This window comes from Streptomyces sp. SAS_270, from assembly GCF_052543295.1.
Genome location: NZ_JBMNDS010000139.1, coordinates 1 through 13,910, shown reverse-complemented (window position 1 = coordinate 13,910; position 13,910 = coordinate 1). Strand labels below are relative to the sequence as shown.

Sequence of the window (13,910 nt, the reverse complement as noted above, 5' to 3'; positions counted from 1 at the left end):
AACCCCCACCGCCCTACACCTATTTGGCCACCACCCAGGAGACCACCGCGACGGACTCAAGGGCAACGGCCCGCCACAGCGGGAGTCAGGCACCCCGGCAGGACTTGGCCAGGGCCGCAGGTGCGGACCACAACGTCTCCCCGGGTACTGGACACGCCCGTACTCCTCCCGTGGCGGTGGCAGCGAGGCATTCCCCGATCCCGTCGGCGACCGCGGGGACACGGCCATGCCGTTGCAGCGCGCCCGCGACCTTGCGCAGCGACTGCAACAGCCGATCGCAGCCCACTTCAGAGACGAACGCGAGGACCCGGCCCGCGACTTCCGCGGCCACCTCCCACTCAGGCCGCTCCCTCACCGCATGCTCGACGGCAACGTCAGCCGTGCACAGGACGCGATTACGGGCGAAGCCATCGCCGTACAGGAGGACCACCCGCACCGCCCCGACGGCAGCACGTTCACGCTGGCCGAAGCCGACACGGCCAAGACACTCCAGACCCACGACCTCACCACACACAAAGAAATCCAACCAAGCCGGCTCGGCTGTGCGGCAGGCCCGTGCCCTTCCCCGGGAGCGGGCCTTGCGCGGGCGAGTACGGATAGTTCTTGGTGGTCACCGCGGTTGGAGGAGAGATCGCCGCTCTTGCCGATGATGATGTCATTGGCGCCGTTCCAGCCCGAGACGAGGTTGAGGCCCGGCTCGATCTCGCGGTCACTCAGATAGCGGGCGACGAAGTCTGCTGCGCGCGGAGCATGGCCTGGTAGACGGGGTGGGAGGCGCTGCGGGTGAATCGCGTCGACAGCCTGGCCGTGCTTGGCCGACAGCCTGTAGGCGATTTCATCGGCCGGCTCGGCGTGGACGCAGCCGGGGCAGGAGCGGGGCGAGCCCGCTCACGGCCGCTGGAGCCCGGGTGGATTCCGGACTCCACCCCACCCATCGCCCTTCCGGCACACGGACGGTCAAGCAGATGTCAGCGTGCCTGGTCGTCAGGGGCTGCCTCAAGCCGGGCCAGCAGCTCCTCGAGTGCCGACATGGCATGGCCGGTGCGGCGGCCTTCGGCCAGGCAGTCGTGCAGGGATTCGACGTCCTGGGCGCGGACCTTGCCGCCATGGTGGAATCGATTGAACGCCTGGTAGTCCAGCGGCAGCATGTCCTGTTCGATGTTCTGGTGCGTCTGAGCGGTCTCGCGCGGGCCCATGGCCTTGGCCATCTGTTGCCCCGTCTCGCCGTGGCGCGGGAGAGTCATGATCTCGGACTGGGCGCTGCAGGCCAGATTCCACAGCTCCTCGTCCCGCGTCAGGGTCGCGAAGTCGGGCCAGCCGGCGAGCTCGCCGGCCGCGTACACAGGCGCGGCGGCGTTCAGGAAGACGTCGTCGACGGCTCGGGGGATCTGCGCACACTGCGAGTGACCGCTGCGCTCGTACAGAGAGGTGAACCGCTCGGCGGCAGCCGCATTGCCGGTCTCGATGCGGAAGCCGATCCGGTTCGCCGGATGCCGGTAGCAAACGCTCGCCTGCGCCAGTGTCGCCGGGTTGGTCGGCGGATGCACGGGCAGGTCGGCCGCGGCCTGATGGCTGAGCATGCCCAGGAACCCGTGACTGAGCCGGTCCTCCTCGATGCCCAGGGCCTGGAGGTGGTGCTCGCGGACACCGAGGCCGAAGCCGCACATGACGACATGTGCGTCGCAGGAGGCCCGGACTACTTTGCCCAGGCTGCGCAGCAACTCGGTTCCCTCCTGCGTCCGGCTGGTATGGCCGTCCAGCGTGATGATGACGAACTCGAAGCCTGTACCCGCCAGTTCCGTCACGTCATCGGCGACGCGGTATTTGCCGAAGGTCTTCAGTTCGGTGTCGTCGTAGCAGTACAGCTGCTGTGTGGAGCCGAGCGCCCCCTTGCGGCCCGGCCGTACCAGGAAGGTGATGTCGGCTCCCCCCAGCCCGAGGTGGTAGCCGACGGGCAGCCCCGTCGCTCCAGCGCCGACGATGAGGACGGATGAGGTGGTCATGCGAATGCCTCCGGTTGAACAGTGGTTGGTCGGTCTGGTTGATGCAGGAGTGCTCGGAGTCAGCCGAGCTCGGCCAGGCATCGGGCGGCCGGGGCGGTGTGCTCCTCGATGCACCGCGCTGCCTGCATTGCGGGGGCAGGGACGTGATGACTGTGGCTGGATCAAACACGCGCAGTCAGCCATCTCCGGGGTGAAGCGGTCGAGGTCGCCGCCTGCAGAGCGCGCCACCGCTGCAGATCACGGCCTTACAGATCTCGGCCAGTCCCGGCTCGCGCAGCCGTAGTGCCGGCGCGGAACGTCGAGTTTGTGCGCACGCGTGTGAACCATGAGCGCTTTCCTGAAATGACGATCCATATGTGAAACATTGTGTCAGAGTAGGCGTAGGTGTTCAGGACTGCAATTTTGAGTCACTCCTGCAGTAGCATCGGCGGCGTGACCCCAGCCGTGACCCGAACCAGCACCCGAGACATCGCCCGCAGTGCCGTACGGGCCGAGCTGGCCCAGGTGGCCTTCGACCTGGTCCGCCGCGAGGGGTACGAGAACGTCACCGTGAACGACCTCGCAGCCGCCGCCGGCGTCTCGCGGAGCACGTTCCTGCGCTACATCGGCAGCAAGGAGGAGGCCGTCCTCAGCGCCTTCGACGCGCACGGCGAGCAAGTCGCGGAGGCACTGCGCGCCCGCCCTGCCACCGAGGACGACTGGACCGCGCTACGGCGTGCACTGGACACCTTGATGGAGCGCTATCGGCAGGACCCGCAGAGCGCGCTCGTGATCACGCGGCTGGTCCAGGACACCCCGGCGCTGTGCGCGCGCCATCTCGAGAAGCAGAAGGGCTGGCGGCCGACTCTCGCCAAGACCCTCGCCGAGCGCACCCGCGAGGCCGAGCCGACGACGCTGGCCCACGCCGCACGCGCCGCCGCGGCACTGGAATGCCTCGACGTCGCCCTCGACCACTGGACAGCCTCCGACGGCCGACTGGATCTGCCCGGCCTCCTGGACGAAGCGTTCGCCGCTCTGACCTTCTGACACTGCCCCCAGCACTCCTGACCCTCTACAACAACATCCCCCACCTCCGCGAACTGCGCGCTGGCGTGGCCCCTCACCTGCTCGAAGCCGCGGAGCAGTGACCCATGTCGCTCCGGCCGAGGGAGGGCGGGGGCCTGGGGAGGCCGAACGCGCCCCTCCTCGGACCCGAGCAGGAGCATCTGTCTGCCCAATCGCCAGTGTCAGCAGGCTTCGGCGCGTTCGGCCTGGGCCGTGGTGTGAGCCAGACGGTAGGAGTCCGTACCGGTCTGGATGATCGCCCCGTTGAAGGTCAGTCGGTCCACGACCGGCGCACACAGGCACGGGTCGGTGAGCTGGAGCTGACCAACCGCCCCGGCAGACAGACGCCGAGCTTCACAGTCTTCTCCTTCATGCGCGACGTAACCAACCTCACCCGGCGCCTGCTGTGGGTCTCCGTCGCGAGGACGGCGGGGCATGGCGATGACTGACAGCAAGCGGCCTGGCGTCGGAGACGAGGTCGAGCACCAACCCGGATGTCGAGCGATCGTGACGGACGTCAGCCGTGGTGTGCCCATTCTCCGGGCCACTGCTCGTTCCGAGTGGCCGGCCGACAATCCAGACCAGCTCGTTGTGACGCGGACTCGGCAGGAGCGCATCGAGTCCGGAGCATGACCCATCGCCAGTGGGTCAGAGGCACCTGTCTGCTCTGCCGTCGCTCCGATCGGCTCGTGGTCTTCATAGGACCAGTCGAAGTAGGCGAAGTATCGGCCCCGGCATTCACTTGCGAGGACTGCGCGTGGTGTCGCGGGGTCGTCCGCTCCTACCACCAGCAGCGGGACACTGCTCGGCAGGTCCGACAACCACGGGCGCCTTCAGTACACCGACCGCACCATCGAATACAGCATCTCCGCCACCCCCGGCCGCCGCACGGTCGAGGTCTACGACGCCGAAGCCCACCTCGCCGACGAAGCCGCCGTAAACGCAGCAGAGCAGCAGGTGGTAGCCGGCAACGGCTACCACCTTTACCTGATCAGCCTCCAAGCGGACATCGACGTCACCGTCACCATCCGCATCTGGGACACCCCACCCGCCCCGCCGTCCGACGCCGAGGGCCACTCCCTCCTCACGCTCGAATCCGAGACCGAAAACACTCATCGTCGACCAGCTCACCCTCGGCCCCTCCGGCCGGATGCCCCTCCCCCGCCCCGGCGTCTACAAAGGCCACGCCCGGTGGACCGGCCGCCAGACCGCCGCGAACTACCACGACACCTAGACACGGACTGAGGCTCGGCGCCGGCGGGGCTACCGGGGTCGCAGGGCGTGGAGATCCGGCAGATGGCGTTCGCCGACGTGGGGCAGGGTGGTCTTCCGTTCTTGGCTGTCGCACAGACGTACGCGCTGCCTCGGTGGGGACGAGTCCCTCTCCACGACGATGTCCTGGATGTCGGGCCAGGCCCACTTGCGCACCCGCACCACCCCGACCACGGCGATCCCGCTCGCCCGCACCACCGTGCGGGCGCGCCACAGGGACAGGGCCCACACGCCGTCGACGATGGTCAGAACTCCTATCAGGATCGCCGCGACCCAGCCCGGCAGGTCGTTGATGACCACCTCGAGCACCCCGCACGCCAGCATCAGCGCGATGAGCGCGAGCACCTTCAGCCGCGCGCGTCTGTCGGCGCGGTACTCCCGCAAGATCACACCCGTCACGCCCGTCACCCCCATGCCCCGCCCCCCGAGTGGCCTACTTGGCGGCCCAGTAGCCCAAGTTGTTCCGGTTCCCCTCCGCCGCCCGGCGCGGCGCTTCCGGCGATCCCAGCAGACCGTACGGCAGATACCCGGACCGGACACCGAGTTCCCACCCATGGACCTGGACGGCGAGGCAGGCCAGGGCGAGGGTGCCCAGGGGCAGGAGGGACCGGGGCGCCGGATCACCGGCATCGGCCTCGACGCTCTCCCGGTAGGCGACCAGCCGGGCGACGAGGGCGTCCTCGAAGGCGTGCTGGTCGTCGTCGAGGAGTACGCGAAGCAGCCGCTGGTCCGCGCTCAGCGCGTCGCCGACCTCTTCGAGCCGCCGGACGGCCTCCACGCGCTCCCCGGCATCGGGCTTGCGCAGCGCAACCGTCGGCCAGTCGCGGGGCAGATGCCCGGCCGCCTCGGCGAGATAGGGGCACAGGGCGTCCATGGCGGCGAGGTCGGCGGGGTCGGAGACGGAGCTGTACCGGTTGTAGGGCACGCCGTCACGGATGGCGGGCGCGTAATCACCGCGCAGCAGCAGCCCGGTGCCCCGCTCCCAGTCCCACACCTGCCCGCTGACGACACACATCTCGAACATGTCGAGCCAGGTCCGCGCGGTGGGCGCCTCCTTGACAACGTCCCGGAAGGTGATGGGCCCGTCCCCGAACTCGTCGTCGTCCGGGTCCGTGCTGATCCGCTCCCCGACGAGCGGGAACCGGAGTTCCTGGTCCCCGTTCGGGAAGCACATGATGCTCAGCACTCCGTGCACACACTCCGCGGCAGTGACGGCGACCGCGCCGGCCGCGGCGTCGAGCCCGGGCTCCGTCACCGTTCGCGCGGCAACATGATCGAGCAGTTCGTCCGCCATGGCCCGGATCAGCGTCGGCGAGATGCTCCCGTACCGCAGCGAGTGCCACCGCGTGTAGGCCCGCCCGTCGATGTCGTCCAGCGCCTCCGCCAACCGCTGCCCACCGACCTGATGGCATGTCACATCCCGCACGCGCCCCGTCCCTTCATGAACTCCACGACTGAACGAAGCACGATATCAACGGGCAATGACAGCACTGACAGCACTGTCGCAGTGCGCCCGCGAGCGGAGACGCCGGCGGATTCGGGCGCGGCATGAGCGACGGAATTCAGCACTAGCCAGTCCTCCGTCCGGCGTCGCGCACGAGTCACACCCGCGGCGCTCAATCCCCTCCCCCGCGACCTGTCCCACCACCCGCTTCTCCTCTCCCAAGGACACGGCCACGATCGCCGCTAGGCCGGCGGTGACGGCGTCGAGGTCGAGGCACAGGCCCTGCGCGAAGGCGAGGATCGGGGCAGGGGCGTCCCGCTCGGCCTCGCGCACCCACGTCAACACCTGGTCTCCACTGCAATGTTGGACCAAGTCGAAGGCGCGGGCGAGGTCGCAGGTTCGGGCGATGGCGGGGCAGGCCAGGCGGGCGGCCAGGAGTGAGTCTTCCTCCGCGCGCGTCAGAGCGCCGCGGGGCAACATGATCCATTTGGTGATCTTGCGTGGGCGGGGAATGGTCCCGCGGGGCGCCTGAGTCGGGATCGTTGGCGCGGCGAGCAGGCCCAGCAGGTGAGTGCGGCCGGTGGGGAACTGCAGGGCCCGGCAAAGGCGTTGGCCAGGACGGCCGCCGAGGAACGTCGCGACGGCCCACATCCGACGCTGTGAGCCGGTATCGCTCGCTCAGCTCGGGGACCTGCTCGACGAAAGTCCGCCTGCGGCACTCGGGCCGGTCGCAGAAGAACCGACGCACCTGTAACGAAAACACCAACTGCCTTCCTGCGACTGGACGTTCGGCCAGACGACGCCGATAGCGGGAGTGCCCACGGCGTCCCGGCCGGCCGCAGCTCGGACAGTGGGGCGGGCGTCCACAGGCCGCCGCCTCGACAACGCCCCCTCCGGGGCGGCGTGCACCGCCGTGACCTGAACATCGATCCCGGGAAAGAGCACATCCCGACCGCCACGCCCCCCATGCCGTGTGACCAGCGCTCCGCGCAGGCTGGCCGCGGGCCCGGATCCCGCTGCCGCGAGCGAGGTGCCCACGAGCGAAGGACGCGTCATCTGGACGCGCTCAGCCGAACCGGAACCGCCCCTGGTGGTCGGAAGTCAGGACGAGGCGCGCCATCTGACAAGCGGCGCGGCCGCGGATATCACGGGGGCGTCCACGGAGGAGCCTGCAGACCAGCCGACCACTGTGGCGCAGGAAGAGGAACTGGCCCGCACGGGGGGCCAGACCTATACCGCGGACGGGACCGAACCGGCCGCACTGTGGCCCCTGCAGCCCGCGAGCGGGTCGATCGACTTCGCCGCCTGTGAAGCCAACCCGCTGGGAAGCGCGAAGGAAGGCGTGGTCCTCGACCACTTCAACTCTGCCGGCATGGGTTCAACACCCTGACGAAACTCGACGGCCGAGGCCGCATCGAAGGCCAGGTGAAGTTCACCGAGATCGAGGTGGGTACCGGCTTCGCCGGTGACCGAACGGCCAGGATCTACGTCAAAACCAAGAACCTGCGCGCCTCCGGCGTCTTCATCCCCTCCTTTGGGACCAAGATGACCATCCGCCCGGGGGCGGGCGGCGACCCCCGGCACCCCGGGTCCTGTGTCGCCAAGATGGATACCGGGCGCACCTACACTGACAACATCGGAGCCTGGGGCGACAAGTTCCTCGTATACGAGGTCAGCTCACCCGAGGCGAAGGCCGACACGACCCGTATCGACAAGGTCGCCGCCTGCACGTTCCAGACGCACTACAAGGTAGATGGCAACCGGGGCGCCTCTCCCTGGAGTAACGGCCCGGACGGCGGGCTGCGCTTCGACTCCGCCGCCTACATTAACCCCTACGGCAAGCAGGGCGCCGTCTTCGACCGGATCACCCCGGTGATGCGCTACAGCCGCACCGATGCAGCGGTCAAGGGTGTCGCCGAGCACGTCTACGACGCCATCTACGCCCCGCAGCTGACCTATCCACAGAAGAACGACAAGGACATACCGGGCAACATATGGAACGGCGAATGGCAGCCGCTCCACCGGAACTACCGGAAGTTCAACGCGGAGTCGAAGAAGACTTCCGCACAGAACCGGACGGCGAAGAATGCCGCGTGTGCCGGGCTGACGAACGGCCAGGACGAGCAGTGTGACGAGTTCCCGTTCGCTTCGACGAAGGAAGGGGCCGGCAAGGGCGACGGCAACTTCTCCGTCCGGTACGTTCCACAGGCCGACAACTCGGCAGCCGGGTCCCGGCTGAGCCAGTGGTACGGCCAGGATCGCATCCTTGACGGCGACGCCTACGGCATGTCTGTCGACCGACCCACTCTCAGGGGCCTCCCGTCGCCCGCGAGGCCCCTGAGGCGCGGCTCACGCCACCGGGACGAAGAGGAAGTGATACGCCTCCAGCCCGGCGATCGGGTCCTCGTGGCCCATCAGCTCGCCGAAGCGGGCTGCGGCCGTGGCGCCTCCGGCACGGAACACCCGCAGCCGATAACGGCTGTCGGCGGGAAGCGTGAAGGAGAACTCGGGCCCGTCGATGGTGCACACCACCAGATCTCCGCTACCGCTGTGGTAGTCCCATTCGCCCAGCCCTCGAATTCGGCGCCGAGAGGCTCGGACAAATCCGGGCCAGCCGCCAGCGTCACCTCAGCCTCATGCTCCTGCGCCTCGCTGCGTACCAGCACCGCACTCTGACTGACCTGCACGGGCTCTCGGTCGACCGGAAGATCCGTCCAAAACGGCCGCTCCGGTTCCCCGGTCCGCCGGTTCGCGTCGATCCCGAAAATAGAACGCTCAACAGACACCGTTCCGGCAACAAAGTCAGCGCATTCACCCATGCAGCCGACCCTACAACCGGCCACACAGCGAAACGACGCCGGATCAGCCACCCCGCGAAGCGGTGCACGACCACGGTCACCGAGTCGGTGAGGTAGCGGTCCGGGCCGTCGAAGGCTGCGAGATCGAAGACCATCCGCGCCTCGCCGTGTTCCTGCGAATCCTCCAGGCTCATCGCCGGCCCGCCGGGGAAGAGCCGGTGGAAGGCGGCGCAGCGTTCCAGCGCGGACCGCAGGTCGCGGGTTCCCGCACCGCACCAGGCCGCCGGGCGGCTGCGCTGGCTGGTCCCACCCGACGGCACCGGTGCGCTGTTCGTTCCCGCCGCCGTGGAGCTGGCCCTTGATCTGGCGCTCGGAAGACTCGCTGCCCAGGCCAACACGAGGCGACGGTGCCCGACGTGCGAGGTGCCGACCGCGGGACCCCGCGGCCGCAGTGGCGGCCATCCGGACTGGCCGGCGCACCCGCCGCTGAGGACGCCCCAGTTACACAATCAAGGGCACCACTGTGCGGCGTCCTCAGCATGTGGGCTGGCGCCCCAACGGCAGTTCGACGGCGCGTTCCCACCGGCCCGGGCTCGGCATCGCGGCCCGGTGCTGGTGCTGCTGCTGCCCGGTCATTGCCGGGCCTACGCAGGCGAGGGCAGCCCACTGCGCGTCCCGCGCACCCGGAAGCATCCGGCCACTGGCTTGCCACTCCCTGACGAGGGCGGTGTAGATGGGCGGGTCCCCTTGGGACGTCCCGGTGCATTCGTAGTACGGCGTCTGTTGCCCCGTGTCCTCCCAGAGGACACGCCCGGTAGAGACGGTGCAATCCATGATTCTGCAACGGGCCCACGTACGCGGGCGGTACGCCCTCGTCCTGGTATACCCCCATCGGATGAGGCTGCACCGCATGGGGCCATGCGATAGTCGGACAACCTTGTTGCCGCGGTGCCGGCTCGCCCCCCGCGGGGGGCGTGGGGAGGAGTGACCCGCGCGCAGCATGGATACCTTGCGCGCCCGGTCGTGCACCGGTTGAGCTGCCGTAGCGCGGGCGGAGTTGGGTACCCCCAACTGAGCTGGTGGATGTAGGGGGTGCCTGTGCCGAACGGCGTGGTGAAGTGGTTCGATCCCGACCGGGGTGTGGGCGTCATCACCCCGGACGGCGCTGCGCCCGATGCGGTCGCCTACCGCTCAGCGATTCTCCGCCGGGCCGATCGCACGCTGGTCGAGGGCGAGCGGGTGCTCTTCGACCTCACCCAGGACTCCACGGGCATCCGGGCCGACAACATCCACCGACTGCCCCCGGGGACGTGCTGTCCGCGCGAAGAGGGATCGGCAGAGCACACCCACGCGGGTCCGCCCGCAGACCGGCTCGCGGCATGCGACGGTGCATGAGCTCTCCTTGCACGAGGGCCTGGCGCGACCCGGCCAGCGGCGCACGGGACGGTTGGCCGCCGCGAGCCAGGACGCGCCCCCACCGGCCGCCGACACAGCACGCCAGAGCGGCATCCTCGTCTGCACCCGTACCGGGCCAACGATGCGCACCGGATAGAGAAGCGCTCCTGTCAGCCCCGTGCCCGAGCGACGGCTTGGCCGGTGCACGAGCCAGAACGTCCCTGGACGACATCGACGTGATCATCTTCTGTGGTCCCAACCGTCCCCACCCCCGGCCCCCGGATGACGGTGAGTGAGCGTTCAAGATGCGCGGGTGCGGGCACGCTGTTTCGCTGGTGGCCCGTTCTTCCCCGTCACCCAAGGAGTGATCATGAGCGTTGCAGGAGAGTCCGGCGGTCGTGCCCAGCAGATACGGCAGAAGGCGCAGGAGATGGAACGGGCCGCGGAGCGTGCCACTGACCCGGATGAGCGTCAGCGACTCAAGGACAAGGCCCGCCGGCTCAAGGAGCAGGGCGAGCAGCAAGGCGGCACGGCCAGCGGTGACCCTCGCCCCATGGCGTAACAGCCCTTGCACACGCACCAGCCGGTGGCCACCCCCGCGACCCTTCCCGCGCGCGAGGCCACCGGCCGGTCATTTATGCCTGCGCCAAGGCCGACAAGACTCCGTCAGGGTGCGCAAGATCTGTACTGCGTCTTCGGTGCCGATGGCTACTGCCCCACCTTCCCACCTCCGAGACCGAGGTGGGCCGACCCGGACTTCGCCATCCTGGGTCAGCCCACCCCTGTCTTCGTACGCCCGCCAGGCCATGCGGCCAAGGCACCACGACGCACGAACCGCCGCTTCATCCAGTTGCTCCTGCGTCTCGGATCGCCCGACTGCTGCGAGCGAGACGACCGGCTCACCATCGTCGAACGCAACGAAACTCAGGCAACTTCGCAAGGACAACGCCGAGTTAGCAACGAACGAGCACCTCAATGCCGCCTCGGTGTTCTTTGCCCGGCGATGTCCACCCACACCGCTCCGAAGCCATGATCCACCTCGCGATGATCGACCTCATGGCCCGCAGACCCACCGGCGAAGCCACCCTGAACTGGCGCGGAAACTAAGCCGGTACCAAACACAAATCCCCGGACCAAACGCTCAGTTGGGCGTACAGCGACCAATAATGATCGTCGGCGCCGTCGTTGCCCCAGCCTGGGCGCCAGCAGTCAAACACCGTTAGCGGCTGCTCGTTGGCCTGGTCCGAACCGTCACTGACCCAGCCCGCCACGTCCAGGCACAGGCCGCTCTTGTAGTTGATGATGAAGTATTGGCCGTCGCGGCCGCGGGCGCCGCCCAGCCCCCATTCCTGGTTGTCGTTGTCGGGCACCCAGTTGCACCAGTACGTCGACACGCGGGTGGTCGCCGCCACCTGCCTGTAGCCGGGCAGGTCCAGGCACTGCCTGCTCTGCACGTTGACGATCTCGTAGTAGTTCGTGTCCCCGATGGTGCGGGTGGGGACCAACGTCCACTGCTGGTTGTCGTCGTAGGAGTTGATGCATTTGTACTGCGCCACCGGAGTGCCGGCGGGCACCGCGCCGGTACCGGGCAGGTCGGCGCACTTCCAGGTGGATGTGTTGGTCAGTACGACCGGGCTGGCCGCATGAGCGGGCTGCACTACGAACACCACCGACAACACCGCCGCAGCGGCCCCATTGAGCACCTGAAAAAGCCTGCGCCTGGACATGACGGATTCCCCCATTGTGGGCGTCTGGCACGCGACATGGCGAGTGTGGCGGCCAGGCTCGCGCAACGGCAAGGAGCCGGCCCGAGGGAAGCCGCTACGCCCGGGATACCCGCGGGCGCTACCGCTGGGTGACGATGATGTCGGCCAGCTCGAATCTGGTGGGGAGTTCGTTCCCGCCGCCGCGAGCGGGCGCGGCTACCGGGCGAGCGTGACCGTGACGGGTTCGTCGGCGCAGGCCGGCCAAGGGAGACCGACTCAAGCGCGAGGAGCGGCCGCAGCCGCTGGAGCACCCGGCACACCGTGGCCGAGACCCCGATCAGCGGCGCGAGCTGCCGCATGGTCAGGTTCGTCCGGTAGTGGACCGCCACCATCAGCACCCGCCCGGTCAGCGGCAGACACCACGGTCGTCCGATACGCGGCCCGTCGCCACCTCGCTCCCGCACCACCTTCACCAATCCCTCGAACTGCTTCATCCGCAGCCCCGTGAACGTCTCCACCCACAACGGCTCAGGCCTCAACACCCCACGCATATAAGGGAAATGCCCAGATCACAGCATTCTGCAACGCGCTTTAGTGCAGTTCGGTTACAGAACGGTCGCGCCCCGCACCACCGATCCGCACAAGGATTCCAGGCATCGACACACTGACCTGGATCAGTCGTCATACTCACCTGGTCCATCGGGAATGTACGGGGAATTCCATGCGCCGTTCCATCGCGGCTGTCGCCGCAGTCGTCACGCTCACCGCCACCCTTGTGGCATGCGGGGGTTCGGACGGGGGCAGCGACAACGCCGGGCCCACGGGGCCCACGAAGGGCGCCGGCTCCAGCAGTACCGCCCAGCCAGCCGGCGAGCAGTCGCCCGGCGCCACCACCGGCAGCACACAGGCGCCGGTCGGCAAGCTCGGCGACACCCTGAAGCTGGTGGGGATGGAAGGCAGCCTGAACGGCACGGGCACGATCGAGGCGGACTTCACGTTGGAGAAGTTCGACAACCACGCCAAGTCGGCGATCGGCGTACTCGAGCCTGCCGCCGAAAACCGCCTCGTGGCCGCCAAGTTCACCATCGTCGAGACCGGTACCGGCACCTACCAAGACTCAGGGTTTGCAGGGGCGAACGTCGTCGACGCAAACGGGCAGGAATATCAGGGCAAACCAGGAATTCCCACCGCCGGGGATGCCCTGGGTCCCAACATGATCATCAAGCCGGGCGAGCGGGTCACCGGCTGGATCGTCTTCGAGGTGCCGAAGGACGCGGAGATCACGTCCGTGACGTACGTGATGGAAAAGGTCGGGCCGGACCCCGCACGTACGGGCAAGTGGACCCTCGACTAAAGATTGTCCCGTAAGTTGATCTTGGCGTTGGCGGGGATGACGCTTGGGCTTGCGAGCCCGTTCTCTATACCGGCGAGGGCGAGGTCGTACAGCCGGGCGATGCCGCGCATGGCGTGATGGACACCGTCGCCTTTCAGCCGGCAGTCGCGGAGGATCTTCCAGCCCTTCATGCAGGCGAAGACGTGCTCGACGCGGGCCCGATCTCGTTTGTGAGAGCGGTTGTGTTCCTCGTTCCATGCTGCAAGCTCTTCGCCCTTGCGGCGGCAGTGCGGAATGACCGGGCTGGTGCCCTGATAGCCGCCGTCGGCAATGGTCATGGTGTTGCCGACGGCGGCCTTGGCGCCGGATTCCTCCCAGCCCTTGGACTCGTGCCGCTGCCGGGCAAGGGTCGGCCGACCCTCGCGACCAGGCGGGTGTGGGCGTCGGTCACGACCTGATGGGCGGTGGAGTACCGGCAGTTCTTCGGCTGCTCGGCGATTGAGCGGTCGCGGGTGGGCACGAGGGTTCCGTCCACGATGCCGGGCGGTTGAGCCAGGCCCTCCCCGCGATCCAGGGAGCCGCCACGGCCTGAGGGTGTGTTCGATTCCAGACCACGAGTCGCGGTACACCCCCGCCGCGATACGTCGGGCTGACGCTCCGTCAGGGCACGCCTCCCCCCGGCACCGGCTCACCGTCTCACGCTCCGACTCAGTCGCCTGCGTATCTCCCGTGCGTCGCCGGCAGTTTGAACGCTTGATACCGCCGCGACATCTGATGAGTCCGGTGTCTGCGCCAGCCCTGACCACGGCGAAGGGTGTCCGTCGGCTCGTGCCGACGCTCGGCCTGGGAACACCCCTGCGGCGGGAGCTGTGCGTGTTCGTCGACGCTTATGCGGACCCCGCCGGCCGGATCGGC

General features: G+C 68.4%; 12 protein-coding genes and 4 pseudogenes. 7 read left to right on the top strand and 9 right to left on the bottom strand.

Translation table 11 applies throughout. The annotated features are described in order from the left end of the window. Positions 1-968: 968 nt before the first annotated feature. Positions 969-2,003 (bottom strand): ketopantoate reductase family protein, encoded by a 1,035-nt coding sequence (locus ACN6LB_RS44515; protein WP_445030905.1) that lies wholly within the window; start codon positions 2,001-2,003, stop codon positions 969-971. A 432-nt stretch (positions 2,004-2,435) separates the two neighbouring features. Between ACN6LB_RS44515 and ACN6LB_RS44510 the strand changes: the two genes are divergently transcribed. Further along, on the top strand, positions 2,436-3,029 hold the full coding sequence (locus ACN6LB_RS44510; RefSeq protein ID WP_445030904.1) for a TetR/AcrR family transcriptional regulator: 594 nt from the start codon (positions 2,436-2,438) through the stop codon (positions 3,027-3,029). Positions 3,030-3,229: 200 nt separating this feature from the next. Here the strand turns inward: ACN6LB_RS44510 and ACN6LB_RS44505 are convergent. The 4 genes and pseudogenes from ACN6LB_RS44505 to ACN6LB_RS44490 form a co-directional block, all read right to left on the bottom strand. Beyond that, positions 3,230-3,358: pseudogene (locus tag ACN6LB_RS44505) on the bottom strand (IS21-like element helper ATPase IstB); the annotation flags it as partial. 427 nt (positions 3,359-3,785) lie between these two features. Continuing rightward, entirely contained in the window at positions 3,786-4,178 is a 393-nt protein-coding gene (locus ACN6LB_RS44500) for a hypothetical protein (RefSeq protein ID WP_445030903.1), read from the bottom strand. A gap of 132 nt (positions 4,179-4,310) precedes the next feature. Then, positions 4,311-4,718 carry a PH domain-containing protein gene (locus ACN6LB_RS44495; protein WP_445030902.1) on the bottom strand — a complete coding sequence of 136 codons (408 nt, stop codon included), beginning with the start codon at positions 4,716-4,718 and terminating at the stop codon, positions 4,311-4,313. 34 nt (positions 4,719-4,752) lie between these two features. Beyond that, entirely contained in the window at positions 4,753-5,745 is a 993-nt protein-coding gene (locus tag ACN6LB_RS44490; protein WP_445030901.1) for an immunity 49 family protein, read from the bottom strand. 991 nt (positions 5,746-6,736) lie between these two features. Between ACN6LB_RS44490 and ACN6LB_RS44485 the strand changes: the two genes are divergently transcribed. Together ACN6LB_RS44485 and ACN6LB_RS44480 are read left to right on the top strand one after the other, a co-directional pair. Further along, complete coding sequence (locus tag ACN6LB_RS44485) at positions 6,737-7,153, top strand: hypothetical protein (RefSeq protein WP_445030900.1); 417 nt, start codon at positions 6,737-6,739, stop codon at positions 7,151-7,153. 35 nt (positions 7,154-7,188) lie between these two features. After that, entirely contained in the window at positions 7,189-8,439 is a 1,251-nt protein-coding gene (locus ACN6LB_RS44480) for a NucA/NucB deoxyribonuclease domain-containing protein (protein ID WP_445030899.1), read from the top strand. On the opposite strand, the gene ACN6LB_RS44475 is transcribed toward ACN6LB_RS44480, so the two are convergent. Then, the gene (locus ACN6LB_RS44475) at positions 8,387-8,881 is read right to left on the bottom strand and encodes an AraC family transcriptional regulator ligand-binding domain-containing protein (protein ID WP_445030898.1); all 495 of its coding nucleotides are present in this window, start codon (positions 8,879-8,881) and stop codon (positions 8,387-8,389) included. The genes ACN6LB_RS44480 and ACN6LB_RS44475 overlap by 53 nt on opposite strands. 772 nt (positions 8,882-9,653) lie before the next feature. Between ACN6LB_RS44475 and ACN6LB_RS44470 the strand changes: the two genes are divergently transcribed. The 3 genes and pseudogenes from ACN6LB_RS44470 to ACN6LB_RS44460 form a co-directional block, all read left to right on the top strand. Beyond that, positions 9,654-9,956 carry a cold-shock protein gene (locus ACN6LB_RS44470; protein WP_445030897.1) on the top strand — a complete coding sequence of 101 codons (303 nt, stop codon included), beginning with the start codon at positions 9,654-9,656 and terminating at the stop codon, positions 9,954-9,956. 370 nt (positions 9,957-10,326) lie between these two features. Next, positions 10,327-10,518: a DUF6381 family protein gene (locus ACN6LB_RS44465; RefSeq protein WP_445030896.1), complete on the top strand. Its 192-nt coding sequence runs from the start codon at positions 10,327-10,329 to the stop codon at positions 10,516-10,518. 440 nt (positions 10,519-10,958) lie between these two features. After that, positions 10,959-11,063 (top strand): annotated as a pseudogene (locus ACN6LB_RS44460) (IS5 family transposase); the annotation flags it as partial. Here the strand turns inward: ACN6LB_RS44460 and ACN6LB_RS44455 are convergent. Together ACN6LB_RS44455 and ACN6LB_RS44450 are read right to left on the bottom strand one after the other, a co-directional pair. Further along, the gene (locus tag ACN6LB_RS44455; RefSeq protein WP_445030895.1) at positions 11,060-11,683 is read right to left on the bottom strand and encodes an RICIN domain-containing protein; all 624 of its coding nucleotides are present in this window, start codon (positions 11,681-11,683) and stop codon (positions 11,060-11,062) included. The pseudogene ACN6LB_RS44460 and the gene ACN6LB_RS44455 sit on opposite strands and share 4 nt — an antisense overlap. 227 nt (positions 11,684-11,910) lie before the next feature. After that, positions 11,911-12,213: pseudogene (locus ACN6LB_RS44450) on the bottom strand (helix-turn-helix domain-containing protein); the annotation flags it as partial. Positions 12,214-12,383: 170 nt separating this feature from the next. Between ACN6LB_RS44450 and ACN6LB_RS44445 the strand changes: the two are divergent. Further along, positions 12,384-13,016 (top strand): DUF4352 domain-containing protein, encoded by a 633-nt coding sequence (locus tag ACN6LB_RS44445; protein WP_445030894.1) that lies wholly within the window; start codon positions 12,384-12,386, stop codon positions 13,014-13,016. Here ACN6LB_RS44445 and ACN6LB_RS44440 read toward each other — a convergent pair. Next, a pseudogene (locus tag ACN6LB_RS44440) lies at positions 13,013-13,533 on the bottom strand (transposase); the annotation flags it as partial. The gene ACN6LB_RS44445 and the pseudogene ACN6LB_RS44440 sit on opposite strands and share 4 nt — an antisense overlap. Positions 13,534-13,910: the final 377 nt, after the last annotated feature.

Coding starts and splice junctions, on each gene's coding strand:
- ACN6LB_RS44445 (WP_445030894.1), top strand. CDS start 12,384: ATGCGCCGTTCCATCGCGGCTGTCGCCGCAGTCGTCACGCTCACCGCC.
- ACN6LB_RS44515 (WP_445030905.1), bottom strand. CDS start 2,003: ATGACCACCTCATCCGTCCTCATCGTCGGCGCTGGAGCGACGGGGCTG.
- ACN6LB_RS44465 (WP_445030896.1), top strand. CDS start 10,327: ATGAGCGTTGCAGGAGAGTCCGGCGGTCGTGCCCAGCAGATACGGCAG.
- ACN6LB_RS44455 (WP_445030895.1), bottom strand. CDS start 11,683: ATGTCCAGGCGCAGGCTTTTTCAGGTGCTCAATGGGGCCGCTGCGGCG.